At 67.0% G+C, this 19709-nt stretch carries 19 protein-coding genes; 12 read left to right on the top strand and 7 right to left on the bottom strand.

From position 1 onward, the window contains the following. Positions 1-11: 11 nt before the first annotated feature. From EGM87_RS21345 to EGM87_RS21330, 4 genes are read right to left on the bottom strand one after another with little or no spacing between them, the layout of a single operon-like run. Positions 12-1292 (bottom strand): ATP-binding protein, encoded by a 1281-nt coding sequence (locus EGM87_RS21345; RefSeq protein ID WP_137708879.1) that lies wholly within the window; start codon positions 1290-1292, stop codon positions 12-14. 22 nt (positions 1293-1314) lie between these two features. Continuing rightward, a complete protein-coding gene (locus tag EGM87_RS21340; RefSeq protein ID WP_025547673.1) occupies positions 1315-2112 on the bottom strand; it encodes an SLBB domain-containing protein in 798 nt (265 codons plus the stop codon). 10 nt (positions 2113-2122) lie between these two features. Further along, complete coding sequence (locus EGM87_RS21335; protein WP_025547671.1) at positions 2123-3322, bottom strand: outer membrane beta-barrel protein; 1200 nt, start codon at positions 3320-3322, stop codon at positions 2123-2125. Beyond that, the gene (locus EGM87_RS21330) at positions 3322-4347 is read right to left on the bottom strand and encodes a glycoside hydrolase family 5 protein (RefSeq protein ID WP_037481688.1); all 1026 of its coding nucleotides are present in this window, start codon (positions 4345-4347) and stop codon (positions 3322-3324) included. The genes EGM87_RS21335 and EGM87_RS21330 overlap by 1 nt, the downstream gene beginning before the upstream one ends. A 68-nt stretch (positions 4348-4415) precedes the next feature. Here EGM87_RS21330 and EGM87_RS21325 point away from each other — a divergent pair, with 68 nt between their 5' ends. After that, a complete protein-coding gene (locus tag EGM87_RS21325) occupies positions 4416-4988 on the top strand; it encodes a hypothetical protein (protein WP_025547669.1) in 573 nt (190 codons plus the stop codon). A gap of 5 nt (positions 4989-4993) precedes the next feature. Here EGM87_RS21325 and EGM87_RS21320 read toward each other — a convergent pair whose 3' ends face one another. Genes EGM87_RS21320 through EGM87_RS21310 form a run of 3 tightly spaced genes read right to left on the bottom strand, consistent with a single transcriptional unit; the run spans position 4994 to position 8435 of the window. Beyond that, positions 4994-5989, bottom strand: a complete 996-nt coding sequence (locus EGM87_RS21320; RefSeq protein ID WP_025547668.1) for an NAD-dependent epimerase/dehydratase family protein — start codon at positions 5987-5989, stop codon at positions 4994-4996. After that, positions 5986-6714: a methyltransferase domain-containing protein gene (locus EGM87_RS21315; protein ID WP_025547667.1), complete on the bottom strand. Its 729-nt coding sequence runs from the start codon at positions 6712-6714 to the stop codon at positions 5986-5988. The genes EGM87_RS21320 and EGM87_RS21315 overlap by 4 nt, the downstream gene beginning before the upstream one ends. Then, positions 6711-8435 (bottom strand): ArnT family glycosyltransferase, encoded by a 1725-nt coding sequence (locus tag EGM87_RS21310; RefSeq protein ID WP_137708880.1) that lies wholly within the window; start codon positions 8433-8435, stop codon positions 6711-6713. Before EGM87_RS21310 ends, EGM87_RS21315 begins: the two co-directional genes overlap by 4 nt. A gap of 243 nt (positions 8436-8678) precedes the next feature. Here EGM87_RS21310 and EGM87_RS21305 point away from each other — a divergent pair, with 243 nt between their 5' ends. From EGM87_RS21305 to EGM87_RS21255, 11 genes are read left to right on the top strand one after another with little or no spacing between them, the layout of a single operon-like run. Beyond that, a complete protein-coding gene (locus tag EGM87_RS21305; protein ID WP_025547665.1) occupies positions 8679-9614 on the top strand; it encodes a glycosyltransferase family 2 protein in 936 nt (311 codons plus the stop codon). 3 nt (positions 9615-9617) lie between these two features. Continuing rightward, positions 9618-10595 (top strand): glycosyltransferase family 2 protein, encoded by a 978-nt coding sequence (locus EGM87_RS21300; RefSeq protein WP_025547663.1) that lies wholly within the window; start codon positions 9618-9620, stop codon positions 10593-10595. Next, positions 10588-11751: an FAD-dependent oxidoreductase gene (locus EGM87_RS21295; RefSeq protein WP_065847412.1), complete on the top strand. Its 1164-nt coding sequence runs from the start codon at positions 10588-10590 to the stop codon at positions 11749-11751. The genes EGM87_RS21300 and EGM87_RS21295 overlap by 8 nt, the downstream gene beginning before the upstream one ends. After that, on the top strand, positions 11744-12475 hold the full coding sequence (locus tag EGM87_RS21290) for a hypothetical protein (protein ID WP_137708881.1): 732 nt from the start codon (positions 11744-11746) through the stop codon (positions 12473-12475). The genes EGM87_RS21295 and EGM87_RS21290 overlap by 8 nt, the downstream gene beginning before the upstream one ends. Continuing rightward, a complete protein-coding gene (locus EGM87_RS21285; protein ID WP_065847405.1) occupies positions 12472-13662 on the top strand; it encodes a glycosyltransferase family 4 protein in 1191 nt (396 codons plus the stop codon). Before EGM87_RS21290 ends, EGM87_RS21285 begins: the two co-directional genes overlap by 4 nt. Then, complete coding sequence (locus tag EGM87_RS21280) at positions 13659-14876, top strand: polysaccharide biosynthesis protein (RefSeq protein WP_025547659.1); 1218 nt, start codon at positions 13659-13661, stop codon at positions 14874-14876. Before EGM87_RS21285 ends, EGM87_RS21280 begins: the two co-directional genes overlap by 4 nt. A gap of 3 nt (positions 14877-14879) precedes the next feature. After that, complete coding sequence (locus EGM87_RS21275) at positions 14880-16676, top strand: HAD-IIIC family phosphatase (protein WP_025547657.1); 1797 nt, start codon at positions 14880-14882, stop codon at positions 16674-16676. Continuing rightward, positions 16676-16906 (top strand): acyl carrier protein, encoded by a 231-nt coding sequence (locus tag EGM87_RS21270; RefSeq protein ID WP_025547655.1) that lies wholly within the window; start codon positions 16676-16678, stop codon positions 16904-16906. Before EGM87_RS21275 ends, EGM87_RS21270 begins: the two co-directional genes overlap by 1 nt. Positions 16907-16910: 4 nt before the next feature. Then, entirely contained in the window at positions 16911-17441 is a 531-nt protein-coding gene (locus EGM87_RS21265; protein ID WP_025547653.1) for an acyltransferase, read from the top strand. Next, the gene (locus tag EGM87_RS21260) at positions 17438-17995 is read left to right on the top strand and encodes an acyltransferase (protein ID WP_048575521.1); all 558 of its coding nucleotides are present in this window, start codon (positions 17438-17440) and stop codon (positions 17993-17995) included. The genes EGM87_RS21265 and EGM87_RS21260 overlap by 4 nt, the downstream gene beginning before the upstream one ends. A 10-nt stretch (positions 17996-18005) precedes the next feature. Beyond that, a complete protein-coding gene (locus EGM87_RS21255; protein WP_025547649.1) occupies positions 18006-19466 on the top strand; it encodes a lipopolysaccharide biosynthesis protein in 1461 nt (486 codons plus the stop codon). The last annotated feature ends 243 nt before the right edge of the window (positions 19467-19709 follow it).

Here is a 19709-nt window from a genome sequence, read left to right as displayed (position 1 = left end):
GGCAATCCGGCCTATTCGGCGGCGATCGGGCGATGAAGATCGTTCATGCTGATGATGTTCTCATCGATCTTCTCGCTGTTCTGCGCGGCGAACAGCATGGCCAGCATGAATTGCGGCGCCAGACTGTCCTGGAAGGCGATGCGATCCTCTGCCGCATCGATGATCAGCGCGTCCCGCAACTGGGACAGGATGCGCTCGCCCCGTTCATCCGCCAGCGCGTGCCGGGTGATGAAGCCGTGGGCGGCGGCGGTGCGGGCGATGGTTTCGATCATGCTCCAGTGCGGGCTGTTCGTCGCGATCACCTTGCGGAACAGCGCGGCGTCCTCCGCATTGGTGAGCGCCCAGTCATTGACGGCCCGCGCCACCCCGGCCAGCGTCGCGGGCAGGTCGACCTTCCGTTCCTTCCGCTTGATCACCTCGAAACAGGCGAGGGCGCAGAACAGCCGGACATGATAGGGCGATCCGCAGGCGAGATGGGCGATGGTCTCCCGGCTGGCATCGGTAAAGCCCATGCCGATCGACCCCGCGCCCTTGGCGATGATGTCGAACACCGCCTGGGATTCGATCCGCGAGATCGGGATCACCGACATGTGCCGCCGCAGGGACGCATGGCCCGCGATCAGGGCATCGACCCCCGCCGCGATGCCCACCGCGACGATATGAACCGGCATGGCCGCGTCGGACAGCATCTTCATCAGCCTTGCGACGTCATGTTGCACGGCGCCGTCGGTGATGCGGTCGAATTCGTCCAGGATCAGGATGAAGCGGCGACGGGCGCGAGGCGCGATCTGCTCGACCACGTCCCGCGGATTGACCGGACGGTCCACGGGCCAGTCGACCGGCGCCCCGGCCAGGGCATCGACATAGGGCCTGATGAGCGCCCCGAAATCCTGATCGGGTTCGCACGCCGAATAGAGCACGACGAAGCCCCGGTCGTCGGCCATATTGGCGAAGACCCGCGCCAGCGACGTCTTGCCGGACCCCCGCGCGCCGTAGATCAGGGCGTGATTTCCCCGATCCAGAACGCCCTCGACCAGCAGTTCCAACTGTTCCTGCCGGCCGTGAAGATGGCTGGAACTGGTGACGGGCTGGGTCGAGTTGAACCCCTTGCGGATGGCCGACCGCAACATGTCGGCCGTCGGGGGCGCCGGCGTGGCGGGTTCGGCGGCGGCGGCGGCGCGGATGGCCGCCATGCGGCGCGCCAGCTCCTTGCTCTGGGGCTTGGGCTTGGGCTTGGGCTGGGGCTGGGGCTTGGGCCTCAGCCACCGCGCTATCCAGGAAAACAGGGACATTTCGGGTTCCTTCCCAGCCTGATCAGAAGATGCGTTCCTGGACGGTGAAGACGTCGCCCGGCTTCACCAGCATGTCCAGGTCGGCGCGCTTGATCCTCTGGTTGCCGCGGTTGAGGCTGATCTTCTTTTCGGACCCGCCCAATGTCGGTCCGCCCGCCTGCGCCAGCATCTGGCGCAGCGTCATGCCGCTTTCATAGGTGATCTTGCCCGGCTTGTTGACCTGGCCGTAGATGAAGACGTCCTCCGCCTTGGGCACGAACAGCGAATCCCCGGGGCGGAGCATCTGCCCGGTTCCCGTCGCGCTGTTCAGGTCTTCCAGCGGGATGCGGCGGTCTTCCTCGCCCTGGCGCTGCAATATGGCGTAATCGGCGGCATCGGTCCGCGCGCCGCCGGTGCGGGCCAGCATCATCGCGATCGTCTGCGGCCGGTCCAGCGGATAGACGCCGGGATTCTGGAGATTGCCGAAGACGGTCACCGCCCGGCTGACATAGCTCACCACCTCCACATTGACGATCGGATTGACGAAATATCCGCCCGCCTTCAACTGATCGCGCACCTTGGTCGCCAGTGCATTGGCGGTCACGCCCTGCGCCACGACTTCCCCGACGCTGGGCAGGGTGACGCTGCCGTCCTCCTTGATCCGGGTTTTGACGTCGAACGGATAGGCGCCGAAGACGGAAACCCTTATCTCGTCATTGGCCCCCAATATGTAGCTGGACGCCAGCGCCGCGCCCGGCGCGGCATCGGCCGCCACCGCCGGAACGGCTGCGGAAAGGGACGCAAGGATCAGGACGGAAAGGGCAGGGAAGATCGGTTTCATGGCCAGTACCTCATAGATCCAGTCCGACGAACAGCAGTCCCGACGTGCTTTTGTACCGGAACTGGTCGACGGCCGTTGTTCGCCACTCATGGCGTATCTCCGCCCCGGCATTGAGGCGGCTGCGCAACTGGTAACGATAGCCGGCAAAGACCGCGCGGGTGCGGTCCGACCGGCGCAGCAGCGGTGTGTCGAGCTGCAATTCGCCCTTGAACGATCGGCGGCTGTAGCTTCCGCCCGCCGACAGGCCGGACCGCGCCCCCAGCTTCAGATTGCCGCGCAGGGTGAAGTCGGTCTGCACGATATAGGTCGCGCCCGTATTGCTCTGATTGCGGGAGCTGCGGTCGACATCCAACAGGATCGACAGCCGGTTGGAGGGGGTATAGACCGCCTGCGCCTCCACCCCCAGGCCGGAGAAGTCTGCAATGCCGGGCGCGCGCGGCTTGGTCTTGAAATAATTGGCGCCCAATTGCCAGCTCAGGCGCGGCGCCACGGCCCGGCGGAAGAGGATGCCCGCGCGGTAATTTTCCGCGCCGTCGCGCAGGCCGGGTATCGCTTCGTCGGCATTGGGGCGGCGGAAACGCTCATATTGGAACGTCGCGCGGATTTCGCCCAGGCTGGCCTTGGAATAGCCGATGCCCGCCATCGCCGTGGACGTGTCGATGTCGAATATCCGCCGCGAAGAGGCGCTGTTGCTGGTATTCAGATAGCCCACGGCGGCCACGGGGAAGAAACCATAGGGCTTCTCGCAGTCGACCGCGACCCTGTAATCCTGCGTCCGCTGCGTATTGCCGACGACCACGCCCTGATCGGAAAGGTTCGATTGCGCAAAATTCAGCCGCGCCCTGGGCTGCACATGGCAGTAACCGGATACGGACAGATCGGCATCGGCCTGAAGACTGATCCTCTCCCGATCGAGAAATTCGAAACGCTGGTGGAAATCATAGCCCGCCGACCCGATCACCGTCAGCCGGTGAAGACCGAATTGCCGGCGGTAGGTCACGTCGACGCTGGGCGTGATGCGCAGGTCGTCCTGCTCTCCGGCGACCAGGTCGTCATTCTGCCGCAGGATGTTGCTGTCGTAGAGCAGGCGCACGGTCGGCCGGACCCGCAATCCGTCGGGCGGAACCTCCACCTCGGTCTGGGACAGGGCCGCCTGCGGGATCATGAGGGCCGCCGTGGCGGCTGCGCTCATGACGGAAAACTGCTTCATCATGGCTCCCTTGCAACGATATATTTGCTGAGCACCGCGGCCTGCGGACGGGGGCCGCCGGTCGGCTGAACGCTCATCGGATAGCGGGCGCCCCACCATGCGCCGCCCGCCCAATAGGTCCATCCCATCCAGACGTCGCCATTGGCGCGCAAATGGGCGAGCAGAACCTCCAGCCCACGCAGGCAATTGTCGTCCGGCGGCGCGCCGAATTCGCCCAGGAAGCCGCGATGGCCATTGGTCCGCAGCCATGTCGTCGCACCCGCCAGCCGCGCGTCGATCAGGTCCGGACTGACGCAGCTCGTCGCCGTGCCGGAACTGTCGGCATCCAGATATTGGTGCATCTCGAACGCATAATTGCCGCCGGGATCGCGAAAATCGGCGAAGGCGAGCGCGTTGGAGTTCGATCCGCCCGTGGTCCAGCTATGCGCGCCGCTATATTTGGAACCCGGCACGAGGATGAGATTGGCCGCCCCCGTCCGCCGGATCGCCGCGACGCTGCCGTCCGCCAGCGACCGCCAGGCGGCGGGCGTCATGCCATAGGGCTCGTTCATCAGGCCGAAGGCGACGGCGCCATTGCCCTTGTAATGCTCCGCCAGCCGCTGCCACAGATCGGCCAGCATCGCCGACCCATTGGAAATCTGGTCCAGCCGCTGGCCGTCGTACCGGCCGTAATTATGCACGTCCAGCACGATGGTCCGGAACGGCGCCAGACTGGCGAACGACTTGTCGATCAGGGCCATCTCTGTCGTGGAAAGCGGCTTCAGCGGCTCCGGCTGCACCCGTTCCCAGAGGATCGGCACGCGGACGATCTGCATCCCCATGTCGATGAAGGGCTGGGCCGTCCTTGCGTCGGGATAGACATAATCCTTGCCGAAGACGCCAGGCTTGCGCGCGGAATTGAATTCCCCGCCTGCTATGTTGACGCCTGACAGGGGCGGTTGCCCGGCGGCGGGCTGCTCGGCGGTCAGCGGCAGGGCCAGCAGCATCAGCAGCGGCGCCATGGCGAGGCGAGTCGCCACACTCATCGGATGAAGCCCCTTTGTCGCCATGGCGATGCGCCTGCTTCCCCGCTAGGTGCTGAAGGGAAGGAGACATGATGAGCGCGAAAGGCGACCTGCTCGCAAAGGCCCCAGCCGGCGACGCCCCCGACAGGACGGCGGCGGACGCCCTGCCCTGGTTTCAGGGCGCGGACAGCGTGCCGACCCATTTCGGCATGGTGGGACTGCTCCAGGAAAAGGGGATGGTCGTGGATCTCGGCGCGCCCCAGCCGGGCGGCACGCGGCCGATCCATTACCGGCGGTCTTCCGGCGCGCTGCTGTCGATTTCCGTCCCGCTTTCCATGGCGGTCGCGGCGGGCGATTTCCTGCTCGTGAAGTCGCTGACCTGCCCCGACGGCGCGGTGCGGCCGGTCGCGGTGCGCCCGCCGGCCAGCCCGGACTGGATCGCCATAGCCGATCTGGAGGGCATATTGCGACACTATGGCGCGGGCGCATCCCGCTTCGTCCGATGGAGCGCCGGGGCGGGCGCGGCCTGCGGCATTGCCGCGCTGTGCGGGGTTGCGGCGCCCGTCACGGCGCTGGCGGGCATGGTCGCGGGCGTCGCGGCGTTTGGCCTCCATCGCCGGGACCGGCGCGACCGGGGCCGCGTCAGGCGCCTGATCGGCTGAAGCGCTCATACCAGCAGCCCTTCATTGCGATACCAGGCGACGGTGCGGCGGAAGCCCTCCTCCAGCCCCACGGCGGGCCGGAAGCCCAGCGCCTGTTCCGCCCGCGCGATGGAAAAGGCGCGGTTATGCTTGAAGAAGGTCAGGCGGCGGCGGTGCAATGGCGGCTGCACCCCCAGCGGCGCGCAGAGCAGTTCGCAGCCATGGGCGGCCAGGTTGACCAGCCCATAGGGCACGGTGCGCCGGGGCGCGGGCACGTTCAGCACATTGGCGGCGGTCGCGACATAGTCGCGCAACGGCAGATAAGTCTTGCCGCCGATGATGAAGGTGCCGCCCGGCGCCGCGTCGCTCGTCATCGCCAGCAGGAATCCGTCGACCAGATCGTCGATATAGACCGGGTGGAAATTCGGCCGCCGCGATCCGATGAACAGGAAACGGCCCTGCTGCACCATGCGGAACATCTTCAGCATGCGCGTGTCGCCCGGCCCGTAAATGGCGCAGGGGCGGATGATGACGACGTCCATGCCCGGCTGCATCATCGCGTCGCGGCACAGGTCCTCCGCCAGCAGCTTGCTTTCCTGATAGGGGTCGCGCGGGTCGAAGGGCGCGTTTTCGTCCGCCGGCGTCTCCGCCACATCGCCATGCACGCCGATGGACGAGCAATAGACGAAGCGCGCCACGCCTGCCCTGCGCGATTCCGCCAGCAACGCTGCCGTGCTGTCGCGATTGGCGCTCAGGAACTCCTCCCGCGCGCCTTCCGACCGGTACATGGCGGCGATGTGGAAACAGGCCGTCGCACCCTCCACCAGCCGGGCGAAGGCATCGGTGTCGGTCAGCGATCCGCCGATCCATTCGATGCCGCTCTCCCTTTCGGCGGCGCTGGGCGGACGGCGGGTCATGGACCGGACATGATAGCCCATGCCGATCAGCCGCCGCGCCAGCGCGCCGCCGGTGAAGCCGGTCGCGCCGGTGACGGCGACGATGGGGCGTCCGTCCGCGCTCATGCCTTCCTCTCCCGGTCGAAGCGCTGGAGCACCGGATTGCCGATCAGGCTGGTGACGCCGATGCGGCGCAATCCTTCCTCCACCATGCGGACCGGCTTCCCCGCAAGGCGGTGGAGGCCCATGGGCGCGCTGAACTGCTTGAAGCGGCGCCGGGGCGCGAAGCCGTTGCGGCGGAAGGCCTGCTCGATCCGGGCCGGCCAGAAGCTGCGATAGGTGCGCGTGTCCTTCTCGATCAGCCGCTTGATCGGGAAGGTCGCCGCCGACAGCGCATTGGCGCCCATCAATGTCGGATAATCGACGATGACGCTGTAGCGGGCGACGCGACAAAGTTCGTCGATCAGCCTGTCCGGATCGTCGATGTGCGCCAGCAGCCTGATGCTGGTGACAAGGTCGAAACGGCCGTCCGGGAAGGGCAGGGCCAGCAGGTCGCCGGTCACATAATCCACCCGGCCGGCATCGGCGCCCTGCAACAATTGTTCGGCGCAATCGGCCGTCGAGCCCAGCACCGTCGTCTGAATTCCCATGTCCAGCAGTCCGCCGACAAGCTGCCCATGGCCGCCGCCGACATCCAGCGCGCTCTGGTGGAGGGGCGGCCCATCGTCGACCAGATCGCGCAGGCCGCGTTCCTGGATGTTAAGCAGATAGGCGCCCGAAGGCCCCGCAAACCGGCGGGCATATTGGACCGACCCCGTTTCCAGATCGGGGGGAGGAAGCAAACCAGTCATGCCGCACCCGCGGTTGCTGCAATGCCAAAGAACGCAGGCGGACATGACTGGCCTGACGGCACGCACCGCCCGCGGGGCGGCAGGGGCCTGACCACGGACGCACCTTTCGTGCCGGGAAGGGCCTGCTTCCCGACATGGGGGCAGGCACGCCGCACGGTTGGGTGCCGCCAGCTGTAGACGTGGAAGCTGCTGTGCGTGGGGACGGGGGTCAGGCGTCGCTCGATCTCACGGGCGATTTCGGGGCGCACGCCCATGGGATTGCGCCACTGATAATCGGACACGATGACGACGCCGTTATCGGTGCAGTCGATGACTTCGGACAGGGCCGCCGGGCTGTCGATCAGCGGACGGCCGGTGCGGAAATCGCTGTTGAAGTCGGTCGGCGGCTTGAGCTCGCCCAGCCGGCTGTGGCTGATGAACAGGTCGAACGGCCCGATATGCGCCAGGGTGCGCAGGTCGTCGCCGGTGACGAGCAGGCTGCTGCCTTGCGCGATCCGCCGCAATTCGGGCGCCGCCCTGTCCCATTCGCCGTCGGGCACCGGCGCGGCAAGGGCGGCGGGCCCTTGCGCAAGGGTCGACGCCATCAGCCGGGCGGAATGGCGGTAGGCGACGTCGCCGCCCATCAGCAGCAGCATCGCCGCGCCCGCCAGCAGGGCTGGACGCAGCGTTCCGCCGCCGCCGAACCGTTCGACCAGCGCGCCGATTCCCAGGCCATAGGCCATGCAGATGAAGGGAAAGACATAATAGCTGTAGCGCCACGCCTTCATCCCCGCGAAACTGTGGAGCGTCAGGCACAGCATCGCCATGATCGCGCACAGGCTGGCCAGCGAGGGATTGCGCCGCCACGCCGCCGCCAGCGCAACGGGCCAGAGCAGCAGCATGGCGGGCATCTGCGCCCGGAATTCGCGCAGATAATAGAAGGCGTCGTCCTGCGATCCGGTCGCCCAGCGCTCGGCATGGCGATAGCTTTCCAGCGCTGGCCCGGCCTGCGACAGGGCGATGGTTGCGCAGGCCAGCGCGATTGCGCCCAGCACGATCAGGTGCAGCGGGCGCATCGCCGCTATCGTCGCGCGCTGGTCGAACAGCAGCCAGCAGCCCATGGCCAGCGCGGCAATCGCCGTCACCGGTTGCAGATGGGCCGCTATGGCCAGGCAGAGCGCCGTGGCGGCCAGCCAGCCGGGCCTGAACCGGCCCGCAGGCCGCGTGGCGAGGAAAAGGCTTCCCGCCGCGGCCAGTATCATCAGCGCGTGCAGGGCGTAGAAGCGGGCGAAATGCGCGATGTCGAGCGTGTAGCCGGCAAGGCCGAACAGCGCGGCGCCGGCCACTGCGCTCCATATGCCGCCGCTCTGCCGCAGCCAGTGGAAGACCAGTCCGACGCTGATGCCCGAAAAGAGCAGCGAGGGAATGCGCGCCACCCAGAGGTCGGATCGCCCGAACAGATCGAAACTGCCGCCGACGATGGCGGTGAACAGCCGCGCCCGTTCGTAACGGCCGTCCAGGATCGCGAAGCTGCCGTCCGCGGCCCAGCTGCGCCCCGCCAGCAGATGGTAGAATTCGTCGATATGGGCGGGGCGCGTCTGAATGGTCAGCCCATAGACCAGGCAGGCCAGCAACCCCGCGGCCAGGGCAGGGGCCGCTCCCGGCAGGGCCATGGACGCGCGCCGGCCATCCTGCGACGGCAGGGCGGCGTGCGATCCCAGATGCTCCGATGTGGTGGCCATGAATATGATCTCATATCCGGCAAAAGCCGACAGGATGTTCGATGGCGCAAGAATTCGATCTAACCGAATTTAAGTCAATATAGGGGAGAACGCCTAGCCGTAGGTATGACTACATAATGGTATGTTTCTGAAATTTATGTGAATGTGTTTCCAAGGTCGCTGAATCGATTGGCGTTGAACCCGATTGTGGAAATCATAAGGGGCATCGCCGGCAATATTATATAATATTGTAGGAATGGACGCATGGTCGATGTTTCGATTGTCGTTCCTCTTTATAATGAAGAGGACAATGTACGGCTTTTGCATGAAGCGATCAGCAATGCATTGACCGACTTCCGGCCCAGCTATGAAGTCGTGCTGGTCGATGACGGCAGCAGGGACGCGACCTTTATCCGCGCGGCGGAAGTCGCTGAGCGGGACGGGCGCGTGCGCATCGTCAAGTTCCGCGGCAATTACGGCCAGACCGCCGCGATGGCGGCCGGCATCCAGAATGCCCGCGGCGACATCATCGTCACCATGGACGGCGATCTGCAGAACGATCCGCTGGACATACCCCGCATGGTCGAACTGATCGACGCCGGGCACGACATCGTCGTCGGCTGGCGCAGGAAGCGGCAGGATGGCGGGCTGCGCGTCTTCGTGTCGAAATGCGCCAACCGCATCATGGCCCGGCTGATGGGCGTGGCGGTGCGGGACAGCGGCTGTTCGCTGAAGGCCTTCCGCAGCATCCTCATCAAGCAATTGCCCATGTATGGAGAAATGCACCGCTTCATTCCGGCCCTCTCCCGCCTGGCCGGGGCGCGTCTGGCGCAGATCGAGGTGCGGCACCATCCGCGCCAGTTCGGCGTCTCCAAATATGGCTTCTCGCGCATCTACAAGGTGATGCTGGACATCGTGTCGATCCGCATCCTGCTCAGCTTCGTGCGGCGGCCCATGGCTTGGCCGCGCCATATGATCGTCGGCATCACCCTGCTTGGCCTGCTGTCCGTCGCGGCGGCGGTCTGGGGCGGGGGGCTGGCGCTGCCGATGCTGGCCATCGGCGTGCTCTGGCTGTCGCTGGCGCTGTTCCTGCTGGGATGGGCGGTGATTGGGCAGATGCTCGCCAGCCTGACCGGCAATGTTTCGGGTTTCGCGTCGCTGGGCGCGAAACTGTCGGCCCAAATCAAATTGGGGGATTGAACAATGGTTGCCACGGCAAAGCTGGACCTGGTCGAAGTCATGGACATTTCCGTCATCGTCCCGGTCCTCAAGCGTTTCGACGATGTCGCCCGCGTCTATGCCGAATATCGGGACAGGGTTGCATCCTCGGGGAAAAGTTACGAGTTCATCTTCGTCATCGACGGACAGCCGGACTATCCGGTCGCCACGCTGGAACAACTGCAACGCGACGGCGAACCCATAGAGATCATCCGCTTCGGCCGGGAGTTCGGGGAATCCGCCTGCCTGCGCGAAGGCATCCGCCAGTCGAGCGGGCGGCACCTGCTGTTCCTGCCCGCTTATTTCCAGATCGGCGGCGCGGCGATCTCCGAACTTCTGGATCATCTGGACGAAGCCGACGTCGTCGCCGCCCGCCGCGACAGGCGGGCGGACGCCATGTTCAACCGGCTGCGCGGCTGGGGCTTCCAGAAGATGGCGCGCTTCGCCGGAGCCAAATATGACGATCCCGGATGCCTCGTCCGCGCCGTCCACCGCAGCGTCTTCGACGAAATCCCGATCCAGGATGAGAAGCAGCGCTTCCTGCCCCTGCTGGCGGAGGTGCATGGCTTCAAGGTCGTCCAGCTCACCCTGCCGCAGGCCGAAAGCGACGCTGGCCGGCCGCAGCACAAGCCGGGCGTCTATTTCGACGTGATGATGGACCTGATGGCGGTCGGCTTCCTCGTCCGCTTCATGCAGCGCCCCTTCCGCTTCTTCGGCACGGTGGGCGCGGCGTCGATCCTGAGCAGCCTGGTCCTGATGGCTTTCCTGCTGTTCCAGCGGGAGGTCAGCAATATCCCGCTGGGCGACCGCCCGCTGCTGGTGCTGGTCGTGCTGCTGCTGGTGCTGGGCATCCAGATCGCGGCGATCGGCCTGATCGCGGAGATCGTCATCTTCACCCGCGGCGACGGCAAGCAGCATTATCGGATCGAGAAGATCGTGGAGCATGTGTCCGCCGATGCCTGAAACCGTCATCATAGGGGCGGGCATCCAGGGCGCCACGCTGGCGCTCGCCGCGCTCGAACGGGGCGTGTGCCCGATCCTCGTCGATCGGGACGACCAGCCCTCCGGCGCGTCCGTCAACAGCTATGGCATCGTCCATGGCGGGCTGCGCTACCTCCAGTCGATGAACATCCCCCGCTGGGTGCGCAGCCGCCGCGCGCAGAACTGGTATATCGACCGCTACCCCCATCAGGTGCGGCCGCTGCGCTGCGTGATGCCGCTTTATGCCGGCGCCCCCCGCTCGCCCCGGCTGTTCGCCCTTGCGCGAGGCTTCGACCGGCTGCTGCGAACGGCGCTTGGCCAGCATGTGCCGCTTCCCGAAGATGGCGCCTGTTCGCGGCAGGAGGTCTTGCAGGCCTATGACGTCGCATCCCATGGCCTGCTGGGCGGCGCGGTCTGGTACGATGCGCAGTTGCTGAACCCGCCCGCGCTGTTGAGGGAAATGCTGGCCGAAGTGGAGCAGCGCGGCGGCGTCGTGTTGCGCTCCACCGAAGTCACCGGCCTGATCGAGCAGGGCGGCCGCCTCCAGGCCGTCCTGTTGCGCAACGCAAGCGACGGGCGCGAACAGAGGATCGCCGCCGACCGGCTGTTCGATTGCGGCGGCGCGCAGGCGGGACGCTGCATGGGGCCGGCGCGCCGGGTGCCGAGCGCGGCGGTCCTCGCCTTCAACCTGCTGATGGACATTCCCGCGCCCCCCGCCAGCGACGCCTACGCCCTGTCGCCCACGCCGGGGCGCGGACGCAGCTTCTTCTTTCGCCGTTATGGCGCCGCGACGCTCGTCGGCACTTTCTACCGTCCCGCGCCCGGCATCCTTTCGCCCGAACCCACGGCGGAGGATGTCCGGTCCGCCCTCTCATCCATCCGCCAGTGCCTGCCCAATGTCGAACTGGACGAAGGATCGGTGCTGGCCACCTATGCCGGCCTGCTGCCGGACCGCGACGGCAGCGGCCGGGCGCTTCATCCGGGCGACCGGCATCTGCGTCCGGGGCCGGAGGGCTATCATATGCTGGTCAGCGGCAAGCTGACCACCGCGCCGCTGCTGAGCGAACAGGTGGCGCGCCGCCTGTGGCCTGCCGCGCCCTTGCCGCGAACCGGCGGATGGCGGCCGCGCCATGCCTGAGCTGATGATCGACGCGCACGTCCATCTGCATCCCGGCGACGATCCGCGGGACCGGCTGATGCAGGCGCATGGGCGCATGATGGCGGCCGCCGGGAAGGACTGCCTGCCCGTCTTCATGCTGGCGGAGCAGCAGGGCTGCAACGCGTTCGGAATGCTGAAGGCATCGGGCCGGTCGACCGCGGAACCGGAAAGCCTGTGGCTGGAAACCGGTTCCGCCGACATATTGGTGCTGGCCGGCCGGCAGGTCGTCAGCGCCGAACGGCTGGAGATACTGGCGCTGGCCACCGCCGCCGGTTTCGCCGACGGCGCGCCGGCCGAACAATTGGTCGCTGCGATGGGCGCGGCGGACGCGCTGACCATCCTTCCCTGGGGCGTCGGCAAATGGGCCGGCGCGCGAGGACGGCTGGTCGACAGGCTGCTGGCCGGCGATCCGGAAGGCCGGTTGCTGTTGGGCGACAATGGCGGGCGCCCCGCCTTCTGGCCGGAACGCCGCTTCCGCCACCGGACGGTGCTGCGCGGATCGGACCCCCTGCCATTGCGCGGCGATGCGCGGCGGATCGGGACTTTCGGAACCATCCTGCATGGCGGGCTTTCGGCCGACCGGCCCGGACGCGACCTGCGCGCGCTCATCCGTTCGGCCGGGCGGCAGGAGCGGCATTATGGCGCTCTTGCAAGCCCGCTGCATTTCCTCGGCAACCAGCTTCGCCTGAGGATGGCCTCATGAAGATATTGATGCTGGCGCCCCAGCCCTTTTACGAGGAACGCGGCACGCCCATTGCCGTGCGCATGGCGGCCGAAGCTCTGGCGGCGCAGGGGCATGAGGTCGCGCTGCTGAGCTTCCATGAAGGGCGCGACGTGCCGATGCCCGGCGTGCGGCATCACCGCATCGCCGCCCCGCCGGGCGTCCGCAATGTCCCCATCGGTTTTTCGCTCGGGAAGCTGGTCTGCGACCTCTGGATGCTCTTTGCCGCGGTCGGCCTGCTTCGGCGTTATCGCCCTGACGTCATCCATGCCGTCGAGGAAGCGGCCTTCTTCGCGCTGCCCTTGTCCCGGCTGTTCGGAACGCGCCTCGTCTATGACGCGGACTCGATCCTGAGCGAGCAGATCGTCGAAAAATGGCCGCGGGCCCGCGCCATCGCCTGGATCGTCGAACGGTGCGAGCAATTCGCCTTCCGCCGCAGCGACCTGGTGATCGCCGTCTGCCCCGCCATCCAGCAGAGCGCCAGCCGCTCCGCAGCCGCCGATCGCATCCACCTGCTGCCCGACGTGGCGATGGAAGGGCCCGCCACCGCGGCGCCGGTCGAAGACCTGCGCCCGAACGCAAAGGATCGCCCGCTCGCGCTTTATGTCGGCAACCTCGAATCCTATCAGGGCGTCCACCTGCTGATCCAGGCGATGGCGGCGCTTGCGCCTGCCGAGCGTCCCGCGCTGGTCGTGATCGGCGGCAAGGCGGATCATGTCGCGCAGCATCGGCAACTCGCCCTGCAATGCGGGCTGGAAGGCGATGTGCGCCTGCTTGGCCCGCGCCCGCTCGATGGCCTCGGCCGCTATCTGGCGCAGGCCGACATCCTCTGTTCGCCGCGGCTGAAGGGCCGGAACACGCCGATGAAGATCTTCTCCTACATGGCGTCGGGCAAGGCGCTGCTGGCGACCAACATCGAAAGCCATTCCCAGGTTCTGGACGCGCGTTGCGCCATGTTGACGCCCGCGACGGCGCAGGACCTGGCGCAAGGGTTGCGGCGGCTCTGCGCCGACGACGCGCTGAGGGCGAGGCTGGGGGAGGCCGCCGCCGCAAGGGCGCGGCTCGACTATGGCCATGCCGCCTTCGTCGACCGGCTGCGGCGCGCCTATGCCGTGCTTTCGCCGGATGCGGGCACGCCCCCTCCGCCCACCGCGCTGGAGGCCGCATGACGGCGGTCGGCGCCAACGCGCGGGCGACCAACAAGGCCGCCTCCAGCCTGTTCGCCGCGCTGGGCTTCGGCCTGTCGGGCGCGGCCTTCACCCTGGGCATGCTGCTGCTGGCGCGGGAACTGCCGGTGGAGGCTTATGGCCGCTTCACCCTGGCCGTCGCCCTGTTCAATATCTTCGGCCTGCTGACGCCGCTGGGCGTCGACCAGCTGTTCCTGCGCGGACCGATGCGCGCGGGCAAAGGATTGCTGGCTTTCCTGATCTTCTCCGGCCTTGTGGTGGGCGGACTGGTGGGCATGGCGGCAGGCCTGCTGGGCGGACTGCATCCGGCGGAGGCATGGCTGACCGCGCTGGCGATTGCCGGCGGCGGGCTGGTCGCGGCGACCAGCACCGGCCTTCGCGCGCGGGCCGTGCCCGGCGCCTCCATGCTGCTTGCGATTTCGGCCAGTTTCGTCCTGTTGCTGGCCGGGACCGCGGCCGTCGTCTTCGGCCTGAAGGACGGGACGGCGCCTCTTGCCATATTCGCCGCCGGAAACATCGTCTTCGGCGCGATCGGCTGGGGCCTTCTGCGCCGCAGGGCGAAGGACGGCGATGCCGTCCACCCCGCCCGCCGCTGGCGCGAGGCGGGATCGATGCTGGGCCTCGTCGCCCTCGGCACGGTGTCGCTTCAGGTCGAACGGATCATCATCCCGATCCCGCTGGACCTGAAGGAACTGGCGCTGTTCGGCGTGCTGGCGTCGGTCGCGATCTTTCCCTTCCGCCTGCTCGCGTCCGGCGTCGGCTTCACCCTCGCCCCGCGCCTGATCGGTGCGCAGCGGGCGCGCCGGCAGGCCGTCGTGCTGGCGGAGGCCAGGCCGCTGCTGGCGGTGATCGTCGTGGCGACGGCGGGCCTTGTCGCCTGCGGCCCGTGGATCGCCGCCATAGTGACAGGCGGCCTCTATGCCATCGGCCCGGCCCTGATCCTCGCCGCCTGTGCGAACGGCGTGGGGAAGGTCGCCATGGCCTTCCCCCGGGCGATGCTCACGGCGGCGGGATCGCCCGCCGATCTGGTGCTGCTCAACGGATGGGGGGTGGTGGGTCTGGCGCTGACGGTCTGCGGCGCGCTGGCCGGGGCCGCCTGCGGAATCACCGGGCTGCTATGGGGGGCGACGCTGGGCGGCGCGATCCCGACGCTGTTCACGCTGCACCTCGCCTGGCGTCGGCTTGGAAAGGATTGAGAAATGACCACCCAGATGGGCTTTGCTGAGATGATGCAGTCGCTGCACGCCGGATCGGCGGCGCTCGACTACCGCAAGACCGGCCGGCTGCTGCGCGAGATGGAGGCGCAGGCGGGCGTGCACGTGGCGTTGATGGGCAATGTCACGCTGGACCTTCTCACCCCCTTCCTGCGCGTGGAGGCGGCGAAGGTCGGCCAGATGTCCGCATTCCATGTCAGCCCCTTCGGCCAATATATGCAGGACCTGCATGGCGAGGCGCTCCAGCGCTTCGACCCCCATGTCATCGTCCTGCTGCTGTCGGCGCAGGCGATGCGGCCCGACGCCTTCGAACGGTTCCACCAGCTCTCCGTCGAGGACCGTCATCGCCTGCGCGACGACATGATGGCGGAGGTGGAGGGCTGGATCGACAGCGCGGTCATGCGCACCGCGGCGACGCTGATCGTCGCCAATTTCCCCTGTCCTTCCAGTGCGCTGGGCGTCGCGGACCTCAGCAGCGATTATGGCGAGCGCGAATTCTTCCTGGACCTGAACCTGGCGCTGCTCCGCGCCGTGCGGGCGCGCCCCAGGGCGATGATGCTCGACGTGGTCGAGGCGATGGGCCGGGTCGGCACGCGCCAGGCGGTGGACCGGCGGATGCACTATATCGCCGGATTGGGCTGGACGGACGCGATGATGCGGGAATTCGGCGCGGTCTTCGCCCATGCGCTGGTCGGCGCGCTCGGCGCCGCGCGCAAATGCCTGGTGCTGGACCTCGACAACAGCCTGTGGGGCGGGGTGGTGGGCGAGGACGGCCCCCATGGCATCCGCGTCGGCCGCGGCGACATGGTGGGGGAGGCGTTCCGCGCCTTCCAGCTCAGGATCAAGGCGCTGAAGGAACGCGGCATCCTGCTCGCATTGTGCAGCAAGAACAATCCGGAAGATGTCGAGGAAGTGTTTCGCCTGCGTGACGACATGCCGCTGCAATTGTCGGATATGGCGGCGACGGCGATAGGCTGGGACAGCAAATATACGGGGATCGGGAAGATTGCGAGGCAGCTCAACATCGGTCTGGACGCGCTGGTGTTCCTCGACGACAACGCGGCGGAGATTGCGGCCGTGCGGCAATATTGCCCGGATGTCCATGCCGTGCTGCTGCCGCCCGATCCATCCGACTATGTCGACATATTGGACGCGCTGCCCTGGTTCGAGAAAAGCCGCCTGACGGCGGAGGACAGGGCCAGGACCGAACATTATGCGCTGGCCGCCGGGCGGGATGCGCTGTGCGCGTCCTGCGACCCGATGGACTATCTGCGCGGGCTCGACATGCGCGCGGCGATCCGCGACGCCGGGCCGGCCGACCTGTTGAGGGTGCATCAGCTCTTCAACAAGACCAACCAGTTCAACCTGACCACGGGCCGCCCCACCATGGGGGAGGTGGAGGCGATGATGACCGACCCGGCATGGCAGCTCATCGTGGCGGATCTGCGCGACCGCTTCGGGCAATTGGGCACAGTGGCGATCTGCGCCCTGAGGCGGGAGGGCGCGGCGCTCCATATCCGGCATTTCCTGATGAGCTGCCGCGCCATGGGCCGGGGCCTGGAACATGCCGTGATGAACGATGTCAAGCGCCGCTTTCTGGAAAGCGACGCCGCATCCCTGCACGGCAGCCATGTTCCGACGGCCAAGAACGGCCCGGTGCGCGGCTTTTTCGACGATCAGGGCTTTGCCGCCGCCGATGGCGGCGACCGCACCGACTATGCGCTTTGCCGGGCGGATGTCGCGTTCAGGGATTGCGACTGGATCATGCTGGAGACGAAATAATGGCTGTGAACATGGACGACCTGCTGAACCTTGTCGGCGACATCATCGAAGTCGATCCGTCCCGGATCGACCTGCGTCTCGACCGGGACGATGTGCCCGGCTGGGATTCGCTGGCCCATCTGCGGATCATCACCGCGTTCGAGGCGCAATATGGCGTGCGCCTCAGCATGGACCAGATCGCCGAGATCCGCACGGTGGAACAATTGTCGCGGACATTGGGCGAGGCGTGACGCCATGCGCATGGGTGTCGCCATACGCCGCTTCGCCATTCCGGGCTTCGTGCACAGCCTCTACCATCTGTTCGCCGGGCGCGCGATCGTCAGCCCGCGCGCGGAACTGGAATGGAGCAGGCTGCTGAAGATCGGCCGCAGGTCCCAGATCAGCTCCTTCGTGAAGATCAAGGCGAGCGAAGGGCCCGTGCGGATCGGGGAGCGGACCGACATAGGCTGCGGCGTGTTCATCGCCGGGCACAGCCATGGCATCGTCATCGGCGACGACTGCCTGATCAGCCCGAACGTCTCCATCATCGGCGTCAATTACCGCTATGACCGCGCCGACCGGCTGATCCGCGAACAGGGGTTGCAGTCGGGCGGCCCGACCAGCATCGGCAACAATGTCTGGATCGGCGCGGGCGCGGTGATCCTGGACAACAGCCAGATAGAGGATGGCGCGATCATCGCGCCCAATGCAGTGGTGTCGGGCCGGGTGCCGGCCATGTCGGTCATGTCGGGCAATCCCGCCAAACTGGTGTTCACGCGCCGATGAGACTGTTCGTCACCGCCCGGCTCGACGACCTCTATGCGCGATGGACCCGCTGGCGCCTGCGGGCGGCGGGCGGCAAGGCGGGCCGGGCCTTGCGGGTGCGCGGCGGCGTCCCCTATCTCGCCGGGCAGCTTATCCTGGGGGAGGCTGTGCGCCTGCGCAACGAGCCTGCCCGCATCAGGCTGAAGACCGCCGGAAACGGCCGGATCGTCCTGGGCGATCAGGTATCGCTCAACAGCGGCGTCACCATCTTCAGCGCCGCCAGTGTGGAGATCGGCGCCTTCAGCCGGATCGGGGATCATGCCAGCCTGTTCGACACCAGCTTCCATGCCGTGCATGAAGGGCATGCCGCCCGGCCCCGGCCGATCCGCATAGGCCGCAATGTCTGGATCGGGCGCAACGCCACGATCCTGCCGGGCGTGTCGATCGGGGATCACAGCGTCATCGCCGCGGGCGCCGTGGTGTTCCAGGATGTTCCCCCCCGCCAGCTCTGGCGCGGCAATCCGGCCAGTTTCGTCAAGCATGTCCGCGCGGGCGACGACTTCATAAGACAATAAGGGAAGCATCATGTCCGCAACCACGGGCGGCATAGCCGGGAAAATCCGATCGGGCATGGCCTGGTCGCTGGTCGAAAGCTGGAGCGTGCAGGCGCTTCAGTTCCTCGCCTTCATGATCGTCGCCCGCTATGTCGACGCCGCGGCGCTGGGCGTGGTCGCCATGGCGCTGCTGGCGGGGCAGTTCTTCCAGATGACGGTGCTGTCGGGCATCAGCGCCCCGATGGTCAGCGCCGGGCGCGACGATCCCGACCTGGACGATACCGCCTTCTGGATCGCCTTCGCCCTGGGCGCGCTGATGCTGCTGCTCACCCTGGCCTGCGCCGGCGTCGCGGAACGGGCGTTGGACCAGCCGGGCCTGGCATGGGTGCTGCGCTGGCTCAGCATCGCCAATTTCCTTTCCGCGCTGAACGTCGTGCCGCAGGCCTGGCTGACGCGGGCGCTGATGATGCGGCCGCTGGCGGTGCGATCCACCCTGTCGACCATGGCGGGCGCGCTGGTCGGCATTCCCATGGCGATGGCTGGCTATGGGCTGACGGCGCTGGTGATGCAGAATCTGGCGACCGCCCTGATCGGCGCCGCGATCCTCTGGGCGGCGTGCCCCCGGCGGCCGCGCTTCCGCTTCGCGCGGCAGAAGGGACGGGAAATCTTCTTCTACAGCCGTCATGTGACGCTGACGGGCATCGCCAATTTCTTCAATTCCAACTCCGACGTGCTGATCGTGGGCGTCGTGCTGGGCGCGGCGGCGGCGGGCGTCTATACGGTCGGCAAGCGCGCGCTGCTGGCCGCCAACTTGCTGCTGGCGCGGGCCCTCTCCCGCGTGGCCTTCCCGGCCTTCTCCCAGCTCAAGCACGATCCGCCGCGACTGACGGCGGCCTTCCTCAAGCTCGTATCCGCGACATCGCTGATCACCACCCCGGCCTTTGTCGGCATGGCGCTGGTGGCCGATCCCTTCATCCATCTCGTCTTCGGACCGCGCTGGGCGGGGGCGGTGCCTGTGATGCAATATCTCAGCCTCTTCGGCGCGCTCCAGGCGGTCGGCATCTATAACCAGTCGCTCATGCTCGCCCTTGGCAAGCCGCAATGGCAGACATGGCTCGCCGCCCTCTATGCCGTGGTGAACTGCACCCTCTTCTTCGCGACGGCGGATCAGGGGCCGGGCGCGATCGCCGCCGCCTTCACCCTGCGCGCCTGGCTGCTCTACCCGCTCTCCGTCCTGGGCGTGGTCCTGCTGCTGCCGATCGGCTGGGCAGATTACTGGCGCGCCGTTCGGCTGGGGCTGTTCGCTTCCGCGGCCATGGCGGGATGCGTTCTGGGCGCGCGGCCCTTTCTGGTCCAGATGGCCCCGGCCGAAGCGCTGACCGTCACCATCCTCACCGGAGCGCTGGCCTATGGCGTTGCGCTCCTGTTGCTCGGGCGAAACGCGCTGGTTCAGCTCCTGATGTTCGCCAGGGGCCGCTACGGCACGGCATAACCTATGTTAATATATTGCTCTTGCGCGATTTTATTGCCGTAAAGATGTAAAATTCCGTAGCAATACCTACTAGGCAATCCGTGACCATGCTGTTACCACTATTGCAACGCAGCAATTCCCCTTAAGCTATTTCCCTTAGGAAGGGCTGGCTTATGGGGATGACGCATGAGCGGAGTCGGGCCGATCCCGGCCTGCTCCAATAAAAACCAAGGTCGCAAGAAATAGTTCTGGGCTATAAGCGCG

Origin of the sequence: Sphingobium sp. RSMS (assembly GCF_005406185.4) — a bacterium.
GTDB classification, from domain to species: Bacteria; Pseudomonadota; Alphaproteobacteria; order Sphingomonadales; family Sphingomonadaceae; genus Sphingobium; species Sphingobium fuliginis.
This window is presented reverse-complemented; position numbering and strand designations above follow the sequence as displayed.

Excerpts from the sequence above, each read along its gene's own strand:
- EGM87_RS21335 (WP_025547671.1), bottom strand. The coding sequence starts at position 3,322 with ATGAAGCAGTTTTCCGTCATGAGCGCAGCCGCCACGGCGGCCCTCATG.
- EGM87_RS21345 (WP_137708879.1), bottom strand. The coding sequence starts at position 1,292 with ATGTCCCTGTTTTCCTGGATAGCGCGGTGGCTGAGGCCCAAGCCCCAG.
- EGM87_RS21310 (WP_137708880.1), bottom strand. The coding sequence starts at position 8,435 with ATGGCCACCACATCGGAGCATCTGGGATCGCACGCCGCCCTGCCGTCG.
- EGM87_RS21300 (WP_025547663.1), top strand. The coding sequence starts at position 9,618 with ATGGTTGCCACGGCAAAGCTGGACCTGGTCGAAGTCATGGACATTTCC.
- EGM87_RS21295 (WP_065847412.1), top strand. The coding sequence starts at position 10,588 with ATGCCTGAAACCGTCATCATAGGGGCGGGCATCCAGGGCGCCACGCTG.
- EGM87_RS21325 (WP_025547669.1), top strand. The coding sequence starts at position 4,416 with ATGATGAGCGCGAAAGGCGACCTGCTCGCAAAGGCCCCAGCCGGCGAC.
- EGM87_RS21320 (WP_025547668.1), bottom strand. The coding sequence starts at position 5,989 with ATGAGCGCGGACGGACGCCCCATCGTCGCCGTCACCGGCGCGACCGGC.
- EGM87_RS21305 (WP_025547665.1), top strand. The coding sequence starts at position 8,679 with ATGGTCGATGTTTCGATTGTCGTTCCTCTTTATAATGAAGAGGACAAT.
- EGM87_RS21270 (WP_025547655.1), top strand. The coding sequence starts at position 16,676 with ATGGCTGTGAACATGGACGACCTGCTGAACCTTGTCGGCGACATCATC.
- EGM87_RS21275 (WP_025547657.1), top strand. The coding sequence starts at position 14,880 with ATGACCACCCAGATGGGCTTTGCTGAGATGATGCAGTCGCTGCACGCC.
- EGM87_RS21285 (WP_065847405.1), top strand. The coding sequence starts at position 12,472 with ATGAAGATATTGATGCTGGCGCCCCAGCCCTTTTACGAGGAACGCGGC.
- EGM87_RS21260 (WP_048575521.1), top strand. The coding sequence starts at position 17,438 with ATGAGACTGTTCGTCACCGCCCGGCTCGACGACCTCTATGCGCGATGG.
- EGM87_RS21340 (WP_025547673.1), bottom strand. The coding sequence starts at position 2,112 with ATGAAACCGATCTTCCCTGCCCTTTCCGTCCTGATCCTTGCGTCCCTT.
- EGM87_RS21265 (WP_025547653.1), top strand. The coding sequence starts at position 16,911 with ATGCGCATGGGTGTCGCCATACGCCGCTTCGCCATTCCGGGCTTCGTG.
- EGM87_RS21280 (WP_025547659.1), top strand. The coding sequence starts at position 13,659 with ATGACGGCGGTCGGCGCCAACGCGCGGGCGACCAACAAGGCCGCCTCC.
- EGM87_RS21255 (WP_025547649.1), top strand. The coding sequence starts at position 18,006 with ATGTCCGCAACCACGGGCGGCATAGCCGGGAAAATCCGATCGGGCATG.
- EGM87_RS21290 (WP_137708881.1), top strand. The coding sequence starts at position 11,744 with ATGCCTGAGCTGATGATCGACGCGCACGTCCATCTGCATCCCGGCGAC.
- EGM87_RS21315 (WP_025547667.1), bottom strand. The coding sequence starts at position 6,714 with ATGACTGGTTTGCTTCCTCCCCCCGATCTGGAAACGGGGTCGGTCCAA.
- EGM87_RS21330 (WP_037481688.1), bottom strand. The coding sequence starts at position 4,347 with ATGAGTGTGGCGACTCGCCTCGCCATGGCGCCGCTGCTGATGCTGCTG.